The 18,611-nt window shown below is 60.2% G+C and carries 17 protein-coding genes and 1 pseudogene; 6 read left to right on the top strand and 12 right to left on the bottom strand.

The window, feature by feature from the left end:
- Window positions 1-171 precede the first annotated feature (171 nt).
- The 8 genes from ccoP (FPT15_RS05240) to ccoN (FPT15_RS05205) form a co-directional block, all read right to left on the bottom strand.
- Window positions 172-1,149, bottom strand: a complete 978-nt coding sequence (gene ccoP, locus FPT15_RS05240; protein WP_145159045.1) for a cytochrome-c oxidase, cbb3-type subunit III — start codon at window positions 1,147-1,149, stop codon at window positions 172-174.
- Entirely contained in the window at window positions 1,146-1,331 is a 186-nt protein-coding gene (locus FPT15_RS05235) for a CcoQ/FixQ family Cbb3-type cytochrome c oxidase assembly chaperone (protein WP_003193169.1), read from the bottom strand. The genes ccoP (FPT15_RS05240) and FPT15_RS05235 overlap by 4 nt, the downstream gene beginning before the upstream one ends.
- A 5-nt stretch (window positions 1,332-1,336) precedes the next feature.
- Window positions 1,337-1,945: a cytochrome-c oxidase, cbb3-type subunit II gene (gene ccoO / locus FPT15_RS05230; RefSeq protein ID WP_078738505.1), complete on the bottom strand. Its 609-nt coding sequence runs from the start codon at window positions 1,943-1,945 to the stop codon at window positions 1,337-1,339.
- A complete protein-coding gene (gene ccoN, locus FPT15_RS05225; RefSeq protein WP_106576348.1) occupies window positions 1,945-3,387 on the bottom strand; it encodes a cytochrome-c oxidase, cbb3-type subunit I in 1,443 nt (480 codons plus the stop codon). The genes ccoO (FPT15_RS05230) and ccoN (FPT15_RS05225) overlap by 1 nt, the downstream gene beginning before the upstream one ends.
- A gap of 348 nt (window positions 3,388-3,735) precedes the next feature.
- Entirely contained in the window at window positions 3,736-4,683 is a 948-nt protein-coding gene (ccoP, locus tag FPT15_RS05220) for a cytochrome-c oxidase, cbb3-type subunit III (protein ID WP_145159043.1), read from the bottom strand.
- The gene (locus FPT15_RS05215) at window positions 4,680-4,880 is read right to left on the bottom strand and encodes a cbb3-type cytochrome c oxidase subunit 3 (protein WP_106576350.1); all 201 of its coding nucleotides are present in this window, start codon (window positions 4,878-4,880) and stop codon (window positions 4,680-4,682) included. The genes ccoP (FPT15_RS05220) and FPT15_RS05215 overlap by 4 nt, the downstream gene beginning before the upstream one ends.
- Window positions 4,881-4,883: 3 nt before the next feature.
- Entirely contained in the window at window positions 4,884-5,492 is a 609-nt protein-coding gene (ccoO, locus tag FPT15_RS05210) for a cytochrome-c oxidase, cbb3-type subunit II (RefSeq protein WP_065909614.1), read from the bottom strand.
- A gap of 10 nt (window positions 5,493-5,502) precedes the next feature.
- A complete protein-coding gene (ccoN, locus tag FPT15_RS05205; protein ID WP_145159041.1) occupies window positions 5,503-6,927 on the bottom strand; it encodes a cytochrome-c oxidase, cbb3-type subunit I in 1,425 nt (474 codons plus the stop codon).
- 79 nt (window positions 6,928-7,006) lie between these two features.
- On the opposite strand from ccoN (FPT15_RS05205), the gene FPT15_RS05200 reads away from it, so the two are divergent.
- Window positions 7,007-7,699 (top strand): alpha/beta family hydrolase, encoded by a 693-nt coding sequence (locus FPT15_RS05200; RefSeq protein WP_145159039.1) that lies wholly within the window; start codon window positions 7,007-7,009, stop codon window positions 7,697-7,699.
- A 101-nt stretch (window positions 7,700-7,800) separates the two neighbouring features.
- On the opposite strand, the gene FPT15_RS05195 is transcribed toward FPT15_RS05200, so the two are convergent.
- Together FPT15_RS05195 and FPT15_RS05190 are read right to left on the bottom strand one after the other, a co-directional pair.
- On the bottom strand, window positions 7,801-9,366 hold the full coding sequence (locus FPT15_RS05195) for a PAS domain-containing methyl-accepting chemotaxis protein (RefSeq protein ID WP_145159037.1): 1,566 nt from the start codon (window positions 9,364-9,366) through the stop codon (window positions 7,801-7,803).
- A 74-nt stretch (window positions 9,367-9,440) separates the two neighbouring features.
- Window positions 9,441-10,232: a CPBP family intramembrane glutamic endopeptidase gene (locus FPT15_RS05190; protein WP_145159035.1), complete on the bottom strand. Its 792-nt coding sequence runs from the start codon at window positions 10,230-10,232 to the stop codon at window positions 9,441-9,443.
- Window positions 10,233-10,675: 443 nt separating this feature from the next.
- On the opposite strand from FPT15_RS05190, the gene rfbD reads away from it, so the two are divergent.
- The 4 genes and pseudogenes from rfbD to FPT15_RS30235 all read left to right on the top strand — a co-directional run bounded on the left by rfbD (window position 10,676) and on the right by FPT15_RS30235 (window position 13,757).
- Window positions 10,676-11,572: a dTDP-4-dehydrorhamnose reductase gene (gene rfbD, locus FPT15_RS05185; RefSeq protein ID WP_145159033.1), complete on the top strand. Its 897-nt coding sequence runs from the start codon at window positions 10,676-10,678 to the stop codon at window positions 11,570-11,572.
- Between the two features lie 33 nt (window positions 11,573-11,605).
- A pseudogene (locus tag FPT15_RS05180) lies at window positions 11,606-12,148 on the top strand (sugar phosphate nucleotidyltransferase); the annotation flags it as partial.
- An 82-nt stretch (window positions 12,149-12,230) separates the two neighbouring features.
- The gene (gene rfbC, locus FPT15_RS05175; RefSeq protein ID WP_145159031.1) at window positions 12,231-12,773 is read left to right on the top strand and encodes a dTDP-4-dehydrorhamnose 3,5-epimerase; all 543 of its coding nucleotides are present in this window, start codon (window positions 12,231-12,233) and stop codon (window positions 12,771-12,773) included.
- 174 nt (window positions 12,774-12,947) lie between these two features.
- A complete protein-coding gene (locus FPT15_RS30235) occupies window positions 12,948-13,757 on the top strand; it encodes a WxcM-like domain-containing protein (RefSeq protein WP_306098697.1) in 810 nt (269 codons plus the stop codon).
- A gap of 91 nt (window positions 13,758-13,848) precedes the next feature.
- Here FPT15_RS30235 and FPT15_RS05165 read toward each other — a convergent pair whose 3' ends face one another.
- Both FPT15_RS05165 and FPT15_RS05160 read right to left on the bottom strand, forming a co-directional pair.
- Window positions 13,849-14,745: a DMT family transporter gene (locus tag FPT15_RS05165; protein ID WP_145159029.1), complete on the bottom strand. Its 897-nt coding sequence runs from the start codon at window positions 14,743-14,745 to the stop codon at window positions 13,849-13,851.
- 64 nt (window positions 14,746-14,809) lie between these two features.
- Window positions 14,810-16,372 (bottom strand): methyl-accepting chemotaxis protein, encoded by a 1,563-nt coding sequence (locus FPT15_RS05160; protein ID WP_372241440.1) that lies wholly within the window; start codon window positions 16,370-16,372, stop codon window positions 14,810-14,812.
- Between the two features lie 451 nt (window positions 16,373-16,823).
- On the opposite strand from FPT15_RS05160, the gene aceK reads away from it, so the two are divergent.
- On the top strand, window positions 16,824-18,545 hold the full coding sequence (gene aceK, locus FPT15_RS05155; RefSeq protein ID WP_145159024.1) for a bifunctional isocitrate dehydrogenase kinase/phosphatase: 1,722 nt from the start codon (window positions 16,824-16,826) through the stop codon (window positions 18,543-18,545).
- Window positions 18,546-18,611: the final 66 nt, after the last annotated feature.

Raw genomic sequence — 18,611 nt, 5'->3', positions numbered from 1 at the left:
ATTGACTTGTGAAGTATGGTCGGTTTTGGCTGTGTTGCAGATTTGCAGGCAGTCGAATGCGCTCCAAATGTGCGAGGGGGCTTGCCCCCGATTGCGGCATGTCAGTTGATCAACTGTCACTGAGGCACCGCTATCGGGGCCAAGCCCCCTCCCACCGTTTGCTTTTGTGTCTTACTGCTCTTCAGCCGGCTTGTCGCCATGGGACAGGCTGTAAACATAGGCCGCCAGCAAGTGCACCTTGTCATTGCCTTGCAGCAACTCCTGCGCTGGCATCTGGCCCTGACGGCCATAACGAATGGTCTGCTGCAGCTGCGCGAAGCTCGAACCGTAGATGAATGCACCCGGGTGCGTCAGGTCCGGCGCGCCCATCGCGGGCGTGCCTTTACCGGCAGGGCCATGGCAGGCCACGCAGTTGGCGGCGAAGAGTTTCGCGCCATTGGCCACATCGGCCTTGGCGCCTTCCGGCAGTTTGCGACCGTCGAGGTTGGTCACCACAAAGCCCGCCACGTCAGCCACGCCTTGCTCGCCAATGACTTCGGCCCAGGCCGGCATCACCGCGTGGCGGCCTTTCATGATGGTTTCCTTGATGGTCGCCGGCTCGCCGCCCCAGCGCCAATCGGCGTCGGTCAGGTTGGGAAAACCGTAGGCGCCCTTGGCGTCGGAACCGTGGCACACCGAGCAGTTGGAGGCGAACAGGCGGCCGCCCATCTTCAAGGCTTGCGGGTCCTTGGCAACCTCTTCAATCGGCATCGCGGCGAATTTGGCGAAGATCGGGCCGAACTTGGCCTCCGACCTGGCCATTTCCTTTTCCCATTCGTGCACGCCGGTCCAGCCGATCTGGCCGTTGGCGAAGGGGGTTTGCTTGTCGTTGTCGAGGTAGTTGTAGCCCGGCAGCAGGCCTTTCCAATTGCCAAGCCCTGGGTACAACGCCAGGTAGCCGAGCGCGAAGATGATGGTGCCGACAAACAGCATGAACCACCACTTGGGCAGCGGGTTGTCGTATTCCTCGATGCCATCGAACGAGTGGCCAACGGTCTCGTCCGTCTGTTCGGTGCGCTGGCCCTTGCGGGTCGACAGCAGCAGCCAGGTCAGGGCGAAGATGGTACCCAGACTGAGGACTGTGACGTACAGACTCCAGAACGTAGTCATTCTTTGTTACTCCTAGACGCTTGCTCGACGTGCTTGATGGCTTCGGGGTCATCCGCAAAAGGCAACATGGTTGCGTCGTCAAACTCCGACTTGCGCCTGGGGCTGAACACCCACAGCGCCAGGCCGATAAAGGCCACCATCACCACAACGGTGCCCAGGCCACGAATCATCCCGATATCCATGCAGATCACCGTTTGCTTTTGATGATGGTGCCAAGGCCTTGCAGGTAGGCCACCAGTGCGTCCATTTCGGTCTTGCCCTTGACGGCTGCGGCTGCACCGGCGATGTCTTCATCGGTGTAGGGCACGCCCAGGGTGCGCAAGACTTCCATCTTCTTCGCGGTGTCCTTGCCGTCGAGCTTGTTTTCCACGAGGAACGGGTAGGCCGGCATTTTCGACTCCGGCACCACGTTGCGCGGGTTATACAAGTGCGCGCGGTGCCAGTCGTCTGAGTAACGTGCGCCAACGCGGGCCAGGTCTGGCCCGGTGCGCTTGGAGCCCCACAGGAACGGGTGGTCCCACACGCTTTCGCCGGCCACCGAGTAGTGACCGTAGCGTTCGGTTTCGGCGCGGAACGGGCGGATCATCTGCGAGTGGCAGCCCACGCAACCGTTGGCGATGTAGACGTCGCGGCCTTCCAGTTCAAGCGCGGTGCGCGGCTTCATGCCTTCGACCGGCTTGTTGGTCACGTCCTGGAAAAACAGCGGAACGATCTGGGTCAGGCCGCCGATACTCACGGCGATGACCATGAAGAAGGCCAGCAGGCCGATATTCTTCTCGACTACTTCATGCTTCATCAGTGAGCTCCCACAACGGCGATCTTGGCGGCGGCTTCAGCCTCTACAGGGTCGGAGGCACGCACGGTGCGCCAGACGTTGTAGGCCATCAACAGCATGCCGCTGGCAAAGAACGCACCGCCCAGGGCGCGGACGATGTAGCCCGGATGGCTGGCTTGCAGCGCTTCGACAAAGGAGTAGGTGAGCGTGCCGTCATCGTTGATCGCACGCCACATCAGGCCCTGGGTGATGCCGTTGACCCACATCGAGGCGATGTAGAGCACGGTGCCGATGGTGGCCAGCCAGAAGTGCGCGTTGATCAGCCCGACGCTGTGCATCTGCGCACGGCCGAACAGTTTGGGGATCATGTGGTACAGCGCGCCGATGGAGATCATCGCGACCCAGCCCAACGCGCCGGCGTGGACGTGGCCGATGGTCCAGTCGGTGTAGTGGGACAGCGAGTTGACGGTCTTGATCGCCATCATCGGGCCTTCAAAGGTCGACATGCCGTAGAACGCCAGCGATACCACCAAAAAGCGCAGGATCGGGTCGGTGCGCAATTTATGCCAGGCGCCCGACAGGGTCATCATGCCGTTGATCATGCCGCCCCAGCTGGGGGCCAGCAGGATGATCGACATCGCCATGCCCAGCGACTGCGCCCAATCCGGCAGCGCGGTGTAGTGCAGGTGGTGCGGGCCGGCCCAGATGTACAGGGTGATCAGCGCCCAGAAGTGCACGATGGACAGGCGATAGGAGTAGATCGGGCGCTCGGCCTGTTTGGGCACGAAGTAATACATCATCCCCAGGAAGCCGGTGGTGAGGAAGAACCCCACCGCGTTGTGGCCGTACCACCACTGGATCATCGCGTCCGTCGCCCCGGCGTAGGCCGAGTAGGACTTGAACCAGCTCACCGGCAAGGACGCGTGGTTGACGATGTGCAGCATCGCCGTGACCAGGATGAAGGCACCGTAGAACCAGTTACCCACATAAATGTGCTTGGTCTTGCGCTTGACGATGGTGCCGAAGAACACCACGGCGTAGGTCACCCAGACGATGGCCAGCAAAATGGCGATCGGCCATTCCAGCTCGGCGTATTCCTTGGTGGTGGTGTAGCCCAGCGGCAGGGTGATGATGGCGCCGAGGATCACGGCTTGCCAGCCCCAGAAGGTGAAGGCGGCGAGGCCGTCGGAGATCAGTCGCGTCTGGCAGGTTCGCTGCACGACATAGTAGGAGGTGGCAAACAATGCACATCCGCCGAAGGCGAAAATCACCAGGTTGGTGTGCAGCGGGCGCAGGCGGCCGAAGGTCGTCCATGGCAAACCGAAATTCAATTCCGGCCAAACCAGTTGCGAGGCGATGAACACCCCGAGCCCCATGCCAAGGATCCCCCAGACCACCGTCATGATGGCGAACTGGCGGACTACCTTATAGTTATAAGCAGTCGGACTGATTGCTGTGCTCATTCTAAGGTTCCACGGTTTAGGTTTTTTTATAGTTGAAATCGGCCGCAAGTATGGACAAACCGAGGGGCCATTGCAACGCAATGGCTGACCTGTATCAATGCGTTCCGGGCCAGATTCTGCGCCCTTTCCATGTTTGGCGTAAGGACAAAATCAGAAATCGAAAGCTGATCGAGTGGACAGGAATTTTTTCAGGTCGCAACGGCAGTCGCCTGATACGCCAAAACCGGTCACTGTTGGGCAAGCGTAGACCCGAATGGCAGCAGGGGAAAGTTGGGGTGGGCAGGGGTGCGACACTTGGTCGCTGAGAGAGACAGAGCTGCCGCCCCAGGTTGGGGCGGCAGTCTACGGTTACTCGGTTGGGCTTTCTGGCGTTGCGCCATCAGCGTTATGGGACAAGCTGTACACATAGGCCGCGAGCAGGTGCACTTTGTCATTGCCTTGCAGCACGTCCTGCGCTGGCATCTGGCCTTGGCGGCCGTGGCGAATGGTCTGCTGCAGTTGCGCCAGGCTGGTGCCGTAGATGAAACCGGCAGGCTCGGTCAGGTTCGGCGCGCCCATGGCTTCCATGCCGTGGCCTTGTGGGCCGTGGCAGGCGACGCAGGTGGTATTGAAGGCGGCTTGACCGGCCGCCAGATCGGCGGTGCTGTCGGCGGGTAATGGCAGCTTGGCCAGGTCGTGACGCACAAAGGCGGCGACGTTCTTCACACCGTCTTCGCCCAATATTTCACCCCAGGCCGGCATTGCCGCGTGGCGACCATTCAGGATGGTCGTCTTGATCGCTTCCGCCGAACCGCCCCAGCGCCAGAGGTTGTCCGCCAGGTTCGGGAAGCCATACGCGCCCTTGGCATCCGAGCCGTGGCACACCGCGCAGTTGGAGGCAAACAGGCGGCCGCCCATTTTCAGCGCTTGTGGGTCCTTGGCGACTTCTTCCACCGGCATCGCCGCGAATTTGGCGAAGATCGGCCCGAACTTGGCGTCGGCCTTGGCCATTTCCTTGTCCCATTCCTTGGTCTGAGTCCAGCCGCCTTCATAGCCCGGCAACACGCCTTTCCAGTTACCCAGGCCCGGGTAGAGGATCAGGTAGCCGACCGCAAACACCAGGGTGCCGGCGAACAGCATGAACCACCACTGCGGCAGCGGGTTGTCGTATTCCTCGATGCCATCGAAGGCGTGGCCCATGGTCTGGTCGACGCTGCCCTTGGTTTCGCCCTTGCGGGTGCCGATCAATAGCCAGGTCAGGCCGATCAGGCTGCCGAGGGTCAATACGCAGATCCATGTACTCCAGAAGGTCGTCATGGGCGAGTGCTCCTTGTTGCAGGCTCTTCTTGAGCGTCGGATGGAGTAGGTTCATCGGCAAACGGCAGCAGGCGGGCCTGCTCGAATTCCGCGTTGCGCCGGTTGTTGAACACCCACAGCGACAGGCCGATAAAAGCGATGGCGACCACCAGCGTGCCAAGGCCGCGGATGGTGCCCGCGTCAAATTCAAATCCCATGGCTCACCTCTTGCTCTTGATGGCAGTGCCGAGCACTTGCAGGTACGCAACCAGCGCGTCCATCTCGGTCTTGCCCTTGAGGCTGGCGACGGCGCCACTGATGTCGTCGTCGGTGTACGGCACGCCGAGGGTGCGCATCACTTTCAACTTGGTTTCGGTGTGGCTGCTGTCGACCGGCGCGGTGACCAGCCATGGGTAGGCCGGCATTTTCGACTCCGGCACCACGTTGCGCGGGTTGTACAGGTGCGCGCGGTGCCAGTCGTCCGAGTAGCGCGCGCCGACGCGGGCCAGGTCCGGCCCGGTGCGCTTGGAGCCCCACAGGAACGGGTGGTCCCACACGCTTTCGCCCGCCACCGAGTAGTGGCCGTAACGTTCGGTTTCGGCACGGAACGGGCGGATCATCTGCGAGTGGCACTGCACGCAGCCTTCGCGAATGTAAATGTCGCGCCCTTCCAGTTGCAGCGCGGTATAGGGCTTCATGCCTTCGACCGGCTTGTTGGTCACGTCCTGGAAGAACAGCGGGACGATCTGGGTCAGGCCGCCGATGCTCACGGCCAGCACCATCAGCAGCATCAGCAGGCCGACGTTCTTTTCAATCGTTTCGTGTTTCATCACTGACTCCTCAGGCCATTTGCGCGACAGGGGCGGCTTCGGCAGGTTGCGCCGAGCGCACGGTGCGCCACGTGTTGTAAGCCATCAGGAACATGCCGCTGAGGAACACTGCACCGCCCACCAGTCGCACGATGTAGCCAGGGTGACTGGCCACCAGGGTTTCGACGAAGGAGTAGGTCAAGGTGCCGTCTTCGTTGACCGCACGCCACATCAGGCCCTGGGCGATGCCATTGACCCACATCGAGGCGATGTAGAGCACGGTGCCGATGGTGGCCAGCCAGAAGTGCGCGTTGATCAGGCCGAGGCTGTACATCTGCTCGCGGCCGAACACTTTGGGGATCATGTGGTACAGCGCGCCGATGGAAATCATCGCTACCCAGCCCAGCGCGCCGGCGTGTACGTGGCCGATGGTCCAGTCGGTGTAGTGGGAGAGGGCGTTGACCGTCTTGATGGCCATCATCGGCCCTTCGAAGGTCGACATGCCGTAGAACGCCAGCGACACCACCAAAAAGCGCAGGATCGGGTCGCTGCGCAACTTATGCCAGGCGCCCGACAGGGTCATCATGCCGTTGATCATGCCGCCCCAGCTCGGGGCCAGCAGCACCAGCGACATCACCATGCCCAGTGACTGCGCCCAATCCGGCAATGCGGTGTAGTGCAAGTGGTGCGGGCCGGCCCAGATGTACAGGGTGATCAGCGCCCAGAAGTGCACGATGGACAAGCGATACGAATACACCGGGCGCTCGGCTTGCTTGGGCACGAAGTAATACATCATCCCGAGGAAGCCGGCGGTGAGGAAAAAGCCTACCGCGTTGTGCCCATACCACCACTGCACCATGGCATCCGTCGCACCGCCGTAGAGGGAGTAGGACTTGGTCAGGCTGACCGGGATTTCCAGGTTGTTAACGATGTGCAGGATGGCCACGGTGATGATGAACGCGCCGAAGAACCAGTTGCCGACGTAGATGTGCTTGGTGTTGCGCTTCATGATCGTGCCGAAGAACACGATGGCGTAGGCCACCCAGACGATGGTGATCAGAATGTCGATCGGCCATTCCAGCTCGGCGTATTCCTTGGAGCTGGTGTAGCCCAGCGGCAAGCTGATCGCGGCCAATAGAATCACGAGCTGCCAGCCCCAGAAGCAGAACGCGGCGATTTTCGGCGCGAACAGCTGTGTCTGGCAGGTGCGTTGTACCGAGTAAAACGAGCTGGCGAACAGCGCGCAGCCGCCGAAGGCAAAGATCACCGCGTTGGTGTGCAGCGGGCGCAAGCGGCCGAAGCTGGTCCAGGGCAAATCGAAGTTGAGTGCAGGCCAAACCAATTGGGCGGCGAGAAAAACCCCGAGCCCCATGCCGACGATGCCCCACACCACCGTCATAATGGTGAATTGGCGGACCACCTTGTAGTTATAGGTGGTACTTAAAGTAGTGTTCATGGTTCCCCATCCACGGTTCAACCCAAGCCAATGCGGCACTTGGGCTGGAGTTATAGGCAGACTAAAAAGCGAGGCAAGCATGGGCAAAGAGCACAAGGCCAGTATTGACGGGGATCAATGGGCGCAGTGTGTGCGCGAGCGCGGCTGGTTATGGGATGCGGCGACAGGCAACAGCGCGCGTGCGCCGGTGACGCTGATCCTGGCCCACGGTGCCGGTGCGCCCATGGACTCGGGGTTTATGAACGACATGGCTGCACGCCTTGCCGGGCATGGCGTGAACGTATTGCGCTTTGAATTCCCCTATATGGCCCAGCGCCGCCTGGACGGCGGCAAACGTCCGCCGAATCCGGCGCCGAAACTATTGCAAGCCTGGCGCGAGGTGTATGCCGAGGTGCGACGCCATGTCGCTGGCAAACTGGCCGTTGGCGGCAAGTCCATGGGCGGGCGGATGGCCAGTTTGCTGGCAGATGAATTGGGGGCAGACGGGTTGGTGTGCCTGGGTTATCCGTTTTATGCGGTGGGCAAACCGGAGAAACCACGCACTGAGCATCTGGCCGGTCTGAAGACACCGACGTTGGTTGTGCAGGGCGAGCGCGATGCGCTGGGCAATCGGGCGGCGGTGCAAGGGTATGCGTTGTCGCCGAGCATCGAAGTGATGTGGCTGGTGGCGGGGGATCATGATTTGAAGCCGTTGAAGGCTTCGGGGTTTAGCCATGAGCAGCATTTGGAGGCTGCGGCGGTGAAGGTCTCCGAGTTTCTCGCCGGCCTTTAGGGCCTCATCGCAGGCAAGCCAGCTCCCACATTTGAATGTATTCACAATAGAAATGTGTGAACCCAATCCAATGTGGGAGCGGGCTTGCCCGCGATAGCGGTTTACCGGTTAAAGCGCTCCACCAGCGAATACTGGGTATTCGCCGTATGCGTCAGCTCTTCACTCAACTGCGCCGAGTTCATCGCCTGCTCCGAGGTCTGATCCGCCAACAGGGCAATCGTGCTGATATTGCGGCTGATCTCTTCGGCCACAGCGCTTTGCTCTTCGGTGGCGGCGGCAATCTGCGTGGTCATGTCGGTGATGTTGGCCACCGCTTCACTGATGCCCACCAGCGCCTGATCCGCCTCCATCACGCGCGCCACACCTTCTTCGGCCTGGCGATGCCCGGCGTCCATGGTTTGCACGGCGGCGGCGGCGGTCTGCTGCAGTTTGGCGATCAGGGCATGGATCTGCCCGGTGGACTCGGCGGTACGCTGCGCCAGTTGACGGACTTCGTCAGCCACCACTGCAAAGCCACGGCCCATTTCGCCGGCACGGGCCGCTTCGATGGCGGCGTTCAATGCCAGCAGGTTGGTCTGGTCGGCGATGCCTTTGATCACGTCCACCACGCCGCCGATTTCATCACTGTCCTTGGCCAGCTGGGTGACGGTTACACCGGTTTCACCCACGGCGACCGACAGGCGCTGGATCGCTTCGCGGGTTTCCCCGGCGATGTCGCGACCGCGACCGGTCAGGCGGTTAGCTTCCTGGGTAGCGTCCGCCGTGCGCTGCACGTGGCTGGCCACTTCCTGGGTCGTTGCTGCCATCTGGTTGACGGCGGTGGCGACCTGCTCGGTTTCCACGCGCTGGCGTTCCAGCCCGCTGGAGCTGTTGTGCGCCAGGGTGTTGGACTGCGCGGCCTGATCGTTGAGGTGCTCGGCCGTATCCTGCAAGCGAGTAAGGCACGTTTTCAGACGCGCTTCCTGGCTGAGAATCGACATCTCCAGCCGCGCTTGTGCGCCACGGCTGTCGGTGTACATCTGCGCGATCAGCGGGTCGGACGTGGTCTGCTCCGCCAGGCGCAGCAAACGCTTGAGGCCGCGCTGCTGCCAGCTCAGGCCCAGCAGGCCCAGCGGCACCGACAGCCCCGCCGCCAGGGCAAAGCCCCAGTGGGAGTTGAGCGACGCACCGATCATGAAGCTGAGCTGGCTGATCAGGATAAATGGCAGCCAGTCTTGCAGCACCGGCAACCATTTATCGCGCTGAGGCACGGCCGACTTGCCCTGGTTGATGCGTTGATAGAGCGCTTCGGCGCGGCGAATCTGCTCGGCGGTGGGCTTGATGCGCACCGATTCGTAGCCGATCACCTGGTTGCCATCGAAAACCGGCGTTACATAGGCGTTAACCCAGTAGTGATCGCCGGTCTTGCAGCGGTTTTTGACGATGCCCATCCATGGCAAGCCTTGTTTGAGCGTGGACCACATGTGCGCGAACACGGCCGACGGCACATCCGGGTGACGCACCAGGTTGTGCGGGGCACGGATCAACTCGTCACGGGTGAACCCACTGATTTCGACGAAGGCGTCGTTGCAGTAGGTGATCACACCTTTGGCGTCTGTGGTGGAGATCAACCGTTGCTGAGCGGGGAAGGTACGTTCGCGCTGGGTAACGGGTTGGTTATTACGCATGATTGTTCAATCCGCAAGGCTTTGATGGGTTGTCGGCCGTTGCAGGCATTTATTTAACTTATTTTTTGCAACAATCAGCCGGCCAGCATCGGGTAGGTGAACAACCCGAAGTGAAGCAGATTCAAGCCAAAGTGCGTGGCAATCGCGGCGCCCAACCCGCCGAAGCGATACGCCAGGCCATAACCGATGCCTGCAATACTCGCCAGCAGCACCCAATGCCAGCCCGCGCCGAGGTGCACCAGGCCGAACAGCAGCGAGGCCAGCAGCAGTGCCAGGTTTTCACCGTAGGGCAGGTGTTTGAAGCGTTGACTCAGGCCGCCCTGGATATAGCCACGAAACAACGCCTCTTCCACCAGCGTCACCAGCAGCAGGTTGTTCAGGACCCACAGCCACGCCTGTTCCGGCCATTTGGGTGCCCAGTCGATCATCCCCAGCAATGTGGCGCCGCCCAGCGCAGCGACCGCCGTGAGGGTCAGTGCCAGGGCCGCGACGCAGATCGACAGGCGCAGCGTGCGACGCGCCACGATCCATGGGCAGGCCAGCAACAGCCAGAAGCCAATCAGCGGTTTGTCCTGGTTCAGGTACATCGAAAACGGTACCGAGTCAGGGGTAAAACGCTGCGGCGCGATACCGCGGCCGTTGTAGAAGCCCGGCAGCCAGTGCATCGCCAGACCCAGAGCCAGGACAATGAACAGGCCGTGGCCGAGGTAGCGCGCCCAAGGGCTGCGTTGCTGGCGCACGGCGTACCCGGCGATCAGCAGCATGGCCACCGACACGGCCGCCAGCGCGCCCAGTTGCCCGTAGGTCAGGGCCAGTCCGTAGCCAATCGAAAGAAGCACCAGGTACAGCCAGGGCAAAGCGAACATGTGAAATCCTTGGAAAAAACTGGCCGGCATTATAGCGATCGGCTTTCTGCGCAGGCATGAAAACTCTTCCACGCACGGCGCGTGGGTTAAGTGATTGCAAAGTGTGTTTGTGGCTGGTGATAGTCCTCGCCTGTTTTTCCTCTCACACAAGATCAGCACATGCCAGCTTTCCAGCGCACAGCGGTAGCCGATTCAGCGTTAAACGCTGTGGTCGTGCCGTGCGCGAACGGTCAGCCTGCGCAGATCGGGTCAATACCCTCCTCCCTGTAAATGCCGACGCAAATCCGCCTTGGCTTTATTACCGCTCTATACTGTGGCCCAGATCGATGGGGCGGTGGTGCAGGCGGCTTGCGCGTTAATCATCTGACGGATTCGCCCGTCATTGATGACCAGTCCGGTTTTTACCGGGAGTGGATCGAAAAGAATAATTCCGAGCGTTTGGCATGAAGATTCTATTGCTGGGTAAAAATGGCCAAGTCGGCTGGGAACTCCAACGTAGTTTGTCGACTTTAGGCCAAGTCTTAGCGTTGAGCTCCCAGAGCCAGGATTACTGCGGTGATTTCAACGACCTCAAGGGGGTGGCCGGGAGCGTGCAGCGGTTCGCGCCTGACGTAATCGTCAACGCAGCGGCCTACACGGCTGTCGACAAGGCCGAAAGCGAGCCGGACCAGGCATTGCGTGTCAACGCAGAGGCGCCAGCGGTATTGGCAGCAGAGGCCCGCAAGCTGAATGCCTTGCTGGTGCACTATTCCACTGACTATGTGTTCGCAGGTGATGGTGAAGCGCCGTGGCAGGAAAGCGATCAGGTGGGGCCGCTGAGTGTCTATGGGGCAACCAAACTACAAGGTGAGCGAGCTATCGAGGCCAGCGGTTGCGCGTATTTAATCTTGCGCACCAGTTGGGTCTACGCAGCGCGAGGTAACAACTTCGCGAAGACCATGCTGCGCTTGGCGACGGAGCGTGAAAGCCTCAACGTGATTGACGACCAGTTTGGCGCTCCAACCGGGGCTGACCTGCTGGCGGATGTTACCGCGCACGCTATCCGCGCGACGCGCATAAACCCGCAACTGGAAGGGAATTACCATCTCGCCGCAGCTGGCGAAACCACATGGCACCGCTATGCCCGTTTTGTGCTCGAGCAAGCGCAGGCTGCCGATGTGCAACTCAAGGTCGCTCCGGCGTCGCTAGGTGCGATTACGACAGCCTCTTATCCCACGCCGGCCAGACGGCCCGGCAATTCCCGGCTCAACACTCAAAAGCTGCAGAATGCCTTCTCGCTGCGCTTGCCTGAATGGCAGGATGGCGTGGCACGGATGCTTACTGAGATTCTCGAAAAATGAACATGCCTAAACGTAAAAAAATAATTCTGGTCGATGATCTATTACCCGCTGACCACGCTGATGCTGGCAGGTATTCGCGACATCCTCATCATTTCCACACCAGAGGACACCCCGCGTTTCGAACAGTTGCTGGGTGACGGCACTTGAACATTTCCTACGCTGTGCAAGCGTCCCCGGATGGCCTGCCACAGGCATTTATCATACGCCGTGAACGGACTTTATTTCTATGACCAGGACGTGGTTGAAATTGCCGAAGGCATCAAACCCTCCGCTCGTGGCGAGCTAGAGATTACCGACCTCAATCGTATTTATATGGAGAGGGGCAAGCTGTCAGTGGAAATCATGGGGCGCGGTTACGCATGGCTGGACACCGGCACCCATGATTCGCTGCTTGAAGCCAGCAGTTTCATCGCCACGCTTGAGCATCGTCAGGGACTCAAGGTTGCCTGCCCTGAAGAGATTGCATTTCGGCAGAACTGGATTGATGCGCAGCAACTGGAGAAACTTGCGCTACCGCTATCCAAAAATGGCTACGGGCAATACCTCAAGCGTTTACTGCGTGAAAAGATTTTTTGATCGAGTGGCTCGTTGCCCCAAGATCGCTTTGCACCTGTGGTGCCGTTAAGTCTGCTGACAACATTTTGGAGATGTTACAAAGATGAAAGCCAGCCCACTCGCTATCCCGGACGTTCTTCTGTTTGAGCCGAAAGTGTTCGGGGACGAGCGCGGATTTTTCTACGAAAGCTTCAATCAGAAAGTTTTCGAGGCCGCTGTTGGAAGATCTGTTCATTTTGTGCAGGACAACCACTCCCGATCTGCAAAGGGGGTGCTTCGCGGTCTGCATTATCAAATCAAGCAGACCCAGGGAAAACTGGTGCGCGTGACCCATGGAGAAGTCTTTGACGTAGCTGTGGACCTACGTAAACGTTCGCCCACCTTCGGCAAATGGGTAGGGGTGCACCTCAGCGATAGTAACCGTGCTCAGTTGTGGATACCTGAGGGGTTTGCTCACGGGTTTGTTGTGTTATCAGAAAATGCCGAGTTTCTGTACAAGACCACCGATTACTGGGCGCCTGAGCACGAACGCAGCCTGGCGTGGAATGACCCCGCCCTGGCTATCGACTGGCCGCTTTCAGAGCCGCCTACGCTCTCCGCCAAAGATGCAGATGCAGTCAATCTGGTTGACGCTGAGGCCTTCTAATAACGGCATCTCACATCGGACCTGGAGATAAGAATGAGCAGTACTAAAGATTTTTTCGTCCACAGCCATGCGCTGTGCGAGTCCACAAATATTGGCAAAGACACATGAGTCCAGGCCTTCGCGCATATCCTGCCGGGTGCTGCATTGGGCAGTGAATGCAATGTTTACGGCAACGTGTTCATCGAAAACGATGTGCTCATTGGTGACCGTGTAACACTCAAATGCGGTGTGCAGGTGTGGGGCGGCATCACGATTGAAGACGACGTTTTCATTGGCCCCAATGCGACCTTCACAAACGATATTTTTCCGCGCAGTAAAGTCTACCCACAGACCTGTGCTCGTACGATCATTAGAAAAGGCGCCTCGCTGGGTGCCAATTGCACGATCCTTCCAGGGTTGACCATTGGCACCAATGCCATGATCGGCGCAGGCGCGGTCGTCACACGGTCCATACCGCCCAACGCAATCGTCGTCGGCAACCCGGCCAAAATTATTGGCTACGTTGACGCCAAGCCCGTCGCGTCCTCGCAAGCAGTGACGGAAAAACTGGCTGTCACGCCCGGTGCGGTCGAAACGTCCGTCAGCGGTGTTACGTTGCACACGATGACTGAAGTTGTCGACATTCGTGGCAACCTCTCCGTTGGCGAGTTCGAGCGTACAGTGCCGTTCAAGTCCGAGCGATATTTTCTGGTTTACGACGTCCCCACTGCAGAAACACGAGGCGAACACGCTCATCGGGTTTGCCATCAATTTTTGATCGCAGTGAAAGGCTCGGTGCACGTTGTTGCTGACGATGGCACGAACCGGGAAGAATTTGTGCTGGACCGGCCGAACAAGGGCATTTATTTGCCGCCAATGACCTGGGGAATTCAGTACCGCTATTCCCATGATGCTGTGTTGATGGTGTTCGCCTCGCATCACTATGATTCTGCGGATTACATTCGTAGCTATGACGAGTTTAAAGCGCTGATCGCCGACGTTTGATAAGTCCGGCGGAGCCAGCATCCTCAAAGGCGTTTCTGCCGGAGGACTCACACCCTGACGCAGCGAGAGACTTTCGCGCGCAGGGTGCTTTCTAGCGGTTCTTCGCCAACTTCCCCACCCGCAACACCAGCCACAGTGCCCCCGCAATCAACACCCCGCCATACACATGCGCCATCGACAACGGCTCATCCAGCAGCAACGCCCCCCACAACACCCCAAACGGCGGAATCATAAACGTCACGGTCATCGACTTGACCGGCCCAATGGACGACAGCAAGCGGAAGTACAGGATGTAGGCAAACGCCGTGCACACCAGTCCCAACCCCAGCAGTGACGCCCACACCCGCCAGCCGCCCCAGCTTGCAGGAGGATGACTGATGGCGCTGTAGGCAAAGAACGGCAGCAAAAACAGGCTAGCGCCGAGCATGCTGCCCAGCGCCGCGAGTCGGCTGTCCAGGCCGCCGCGTTGGTCCAGCCAACGCCGTGCGAGGAACCCGGCGAAGCCGTAGCAGGTAGTGGCCAACAGGCAGGCCAGCGCGCCCATCAATAATTCCAGGTCAAACGCCACCGGCCCTGCGCGCGTCAGCACGGCGACGCCGAGCAGGCCCAGGCTGACGCCGGCGATTTTCGACGGTGTCAGGCGTTCACTGAAGAACAACCCGCCAATCAACACGCCCATCAATGGCGTGGTGGCGTTGAAGATCGCCGAGTAGCCGGCCGGCAGCACCTGCGCGGCCACCGAGTACATGGTCGCGGGGATGCCGGAGTTGATCACGCCCAGCAGCAGCACGGTCTTGAACTTGCCCTGGAAGTCCCAGTTGACGCGCATCGCTGCGAGTATCACCAGCAAGCCGGCGGCGGCAATCGACACGCGAAAAAATGCGGTCGGCACGGTGCCGATTTCCGGCGCGATGATGCGCATGAACAGGAAGCTCGCGCCCCAGATGGCAGCCAGCCCCAGCAAATACAGGGTGTCGACAGGTCTCACGGAACACTCCTAACTGAATTAGGCGGCGAGTGTTGCCTAGAGGCCTGGTCGACACAATCGCTAATTACAGGACAAACCGCGTCACCATGCCGTTGAGGTCCACGGCCAGGCGCGACAGCTCCTGGCTGGCGGCTGAGGTCTGGGTCGCGCCGGCGGCGGTTTGGGTGGACAGGTCGCGAATGTTCACCAGGCTGCGGTCGACGTCACGGGCCACCAGTGCCTGCTGCTCAGCGGCGCTGGCGATCACCAGGTTGCGCTCGCTGATCTGCGAGATGGCCGCGGTGATTTTCTCCAGCGCGCTGCCGGCGCTGTTGGCGCGTTGCAGGGTTTGGCCGGCGTGTTCGGCGCTGCTGTTGAGGGCGTCGACGGTGTCCTGGGTGCCTTGCTGGATACCGGTGATCATCTGTTCGATTTCTTCGGTGGAATCCTGGGTGCGTTGCGCCAGCGAGCGCACCTCATCGGCCACTACCGCAAAGCCTCGGCCGGCTTCGCCTGCGCGCGCCGCTTCGATGGCGGCATTGAGGGCCAGCAAGTTGGTTTGCCCGGCGATGCCGCGGATCACTTCAAGCACTTTGCTGATGTCCTGAGCCTGCACGGCCAGGCCTTCGGCTTTGTTCGAGGCGCCAAGCACTTCGTCCACCAGGTTCTGGATCGAACTGATGGTTTCGCTGATCTGGTAGTGGCCGTGCTTGCTGTCTTCATCGGAGGCCTTGGACGCTTCGGCGCTGGACACCGCGTTGCCCGCCACTTCGTCCACGGCCGCGCTCATCTCGTTGACGGCGGTCGCCGCCTGTTCGATTTCATCGTTTTGCGCCTGCAGGCCACGGGTGCTCTGTTCCATCACCGAGCTCATCTCCTCGGCGGCGGAGGCCAGTTGCTGCGCCGATTCGCTGATGCCATGGATAGTGGTTCGCAACTGGCCCTGCATGGTGGCCAGGGCCGTCAGCAATTGCGCCGGTTCGTCGGTGCCTTTGACCACCACAGGCTGGCTCAAATCGCCGCCGGCGATGGTGCGTGCCACGACCAGGGCCTGGCCGAGGGGGGCGGTGATACTGCGGGTCAGCAGCCAGGCGAGTAACAAGGTGGCGATCAACGCGCAAACGATGATCAGGCCGACTACCCACTGCGCGCTGGAATACATCTGCGCGGCCGCGTCGGCCGCGTCTTCGACGCCTTTCTGATTGAAGGTGATCATGTCCTCCAGGCTCTTGTTGAGGACCGCACCTTGGGGTGCCAGCCGGCTGGTCAGCAGGTCGATGGCGTCTTGCTGTTGATCCTTGTCCACCATGGCAACCATCTGCCCGACGATACTGAGATAGGTCGCCACATCGCCTTTGAGTTTTTTCAGCAGAGCGGTTTCGTCGTCGCCGCTGGTCAGGGTTTCGTGATGGGTCAGCAGCGTTTGCAGCTCAGTGCTCTGGCGGGTGATCAGGCTTTTGCTGTTGTCGCGAATCCGCGATTCGTCGGTGGTCGCCAGGCGCAAGGCCTCAAGGCGAATATTGGCCACATAGGCGGCACTGTCGTGAATATTCTCGATGCTCGGCATCCATGACGCTTCGATGACCAGCGCGCTTTCCCGCAGCTTGGCCATCTGGCCCAGGCCAAACAGGCCGACAATCACCAGCATGGCGGCCAAAACCCCGAAACTCAGACTGGCGCGCAGACCGATTCGCATATTCCTCAATGACATCTTGGTGCTCCTTAGGCGATTAGCTTCTGTTCCCGGACCGTCTTCGGACCTGATTTGGGTGGGAAAGGGCGCGCTATATATCAAAGTGCCATCAAGGTGGTAATCAGGGTTTCCCTTACGGTGCATCGAGGCGGTGACCTGTGCTGAGAATCGGCGACAGCACTGGTTTTCTCTCGCGCCAGCGCCAGGCCATGCGGTTGTGGGGCTACAGGCGTGCGCGGTGAGACTTTTCGGTACGTTTATTGACCGCTTGGTCGAGTTGGGAAAATTGAAAGTAAATGTACAAACTGCGCGAAGGGGTACAGATAAGTCCGGAAAATCATCCTTCTCCTGCTTCGTTTCACTGGCTAAGCTCAGGGCTTCCAGATGCCCGTTCGAGGTTTCCCGCATGTCGCCATCCGCCCTCGCCATCGCCATCGCCCGCATGATCCTCGAGGGCTTCGACGATTACCGTGAGCACTTTCGCCAGATCACTGACGGCGCCCGTGAACGTTTCGAGAAGGCCCAGTGGCAGCAAGGGCAGGCGGCTTCGGCGGCGCGGATCAACTTGTACGAAGAGAAAGTCGCTGAAGTAACGGCGCGCCTGCGTGCCCAGTTCGACGAGGCCACGCTGCTGGAAGTGGACGCGTGGCCGCTGGTGAAGCGTGCGTACATCGGCCTGATCGACCTGCGCTTTGACGATGAGCTGTCCGAGACCTGGTACAACTCGATCTTCTGCGGCCTGTTCAGTCATGACCTGATCAGCGACGCCTGCATGTTCATCCACACCACGCGGCCGAGTCTGCGCCGTGCACGTGCGGCGCAAACCCGCGTTTATCAGCCGGCGGGCGACCTGACGGCGATGTTGGCGCAGGTCTTCGCCGACTACGCGTTCAGCGAACCCTACGCAGACCTTGCGACCGACCTGTGCCGGCTCGAAGCGCAATTGCGCGAGAACCTGCCGGACTGGGTGTGCAAAGATCCTGACCTCAATGTCGAGCTGTTTTCCTCGGTGCTCTACCGCAATAAAGGCGCCTACCTTGTAGGACGCATCTACACCCGTGACGAACAATGGCCGTTGGTGATTCCGCTGCTGCACCGCGAAGGGCGCGGCATTCAGATCGACGCGCTGATCACTGACGAAGCCGACGTGTCGATCATCTTCTCGTTCACGCGCTCGTATTTCATGGTCGATGTGCCGGTGCCCGCGGAATTCATCGGGTTTCTCAAACGCATCCTGCCTGGCAAGCACATCGCCGAGCTGTACACCTCAATCGGTTTCTACAAACACGGCAAGTCGGAGTTCTATCGCGCGCTGATCAACCACCTGGCCACCACCGATGACCGCTTCATCATGGCGCCCGGCGTGCGTGGCATGGTCATGAGCGTGTTCACCCTGCCGGGCTTCAACACCGTGTTCAAGATCATCAAGGACCGTTTTTCGCCGTCGAAAAACGTCAACCGCGCCACGGTGATCGAGAAGTACCGTCTGGTAAAAAGCGTCGACCGCGTGGGGCGCATGGCTGACACCCAGGAGTTCGCCGATTTCCGTTTCCCCTTGAGCAAGTTCGAGCCTGAATGCCTGGCCGAGCTGTTGGAAGTCGCTGCGGGCACCGTCGAAGTGGAAGGCGACACCGTGCTGATCCGCCACTGCTGGACCGAACGGCGCATGACCCCACTCAACCTCTACCTCGACAACGCCAACGACGCCCAGGTGCGTGAAGCCCTGGAGGACTACGGCCTGGCCATCAAGCAACTGGCGGCGGCGAACATCTTTCCCGGCGACATGCTGCTGAAAAACTTCGGCGTCACCCGCCACGGTCGCGTGGTGTTTTATGACTACGACGAAATCTGCTTTCTCACCGAAGCCAACTTTCGCCACATCCCGGCACCGCGCACGCCCGAGGACGAAATGGCCTCGGAGCCCTGGTACTCCATCGGTCCGCTGGATGTGTTCCCCGAAGAATTCCCGCCGTTCCTGTTTGCCGACGCCGGCCAGCGCAAGCTGTTCGATGAGCTGCATGGTGAGCTGTACAACGCCGACTACTGGAAAGGCCTGCAGGACGCGATTCGCGCCGGCAAGGTCATCGACGTGTTCCCGTACCGGCGCAAAGACCGTGATAACGAATGAGGGGCGCGCGCGTTGGCGGTTTTCTGCGACAATCCGGCCCCTGCATAAATAGACGACCCAAACGCA

It is taken from the genome of Pseudomonas sp. RGB (genome assembly GCF_007713445.1).
Lineage (GTDB): Bacteria > Pseudomonadota > Gammaproteobacteria > Pseudomonadales > Pseudomonadaceae > Aquipseudomonas.
Note: the sequence above shows the minus strand (reverse complement) of the source record. Positions and strands in the feature narration are given on the sequence as shown.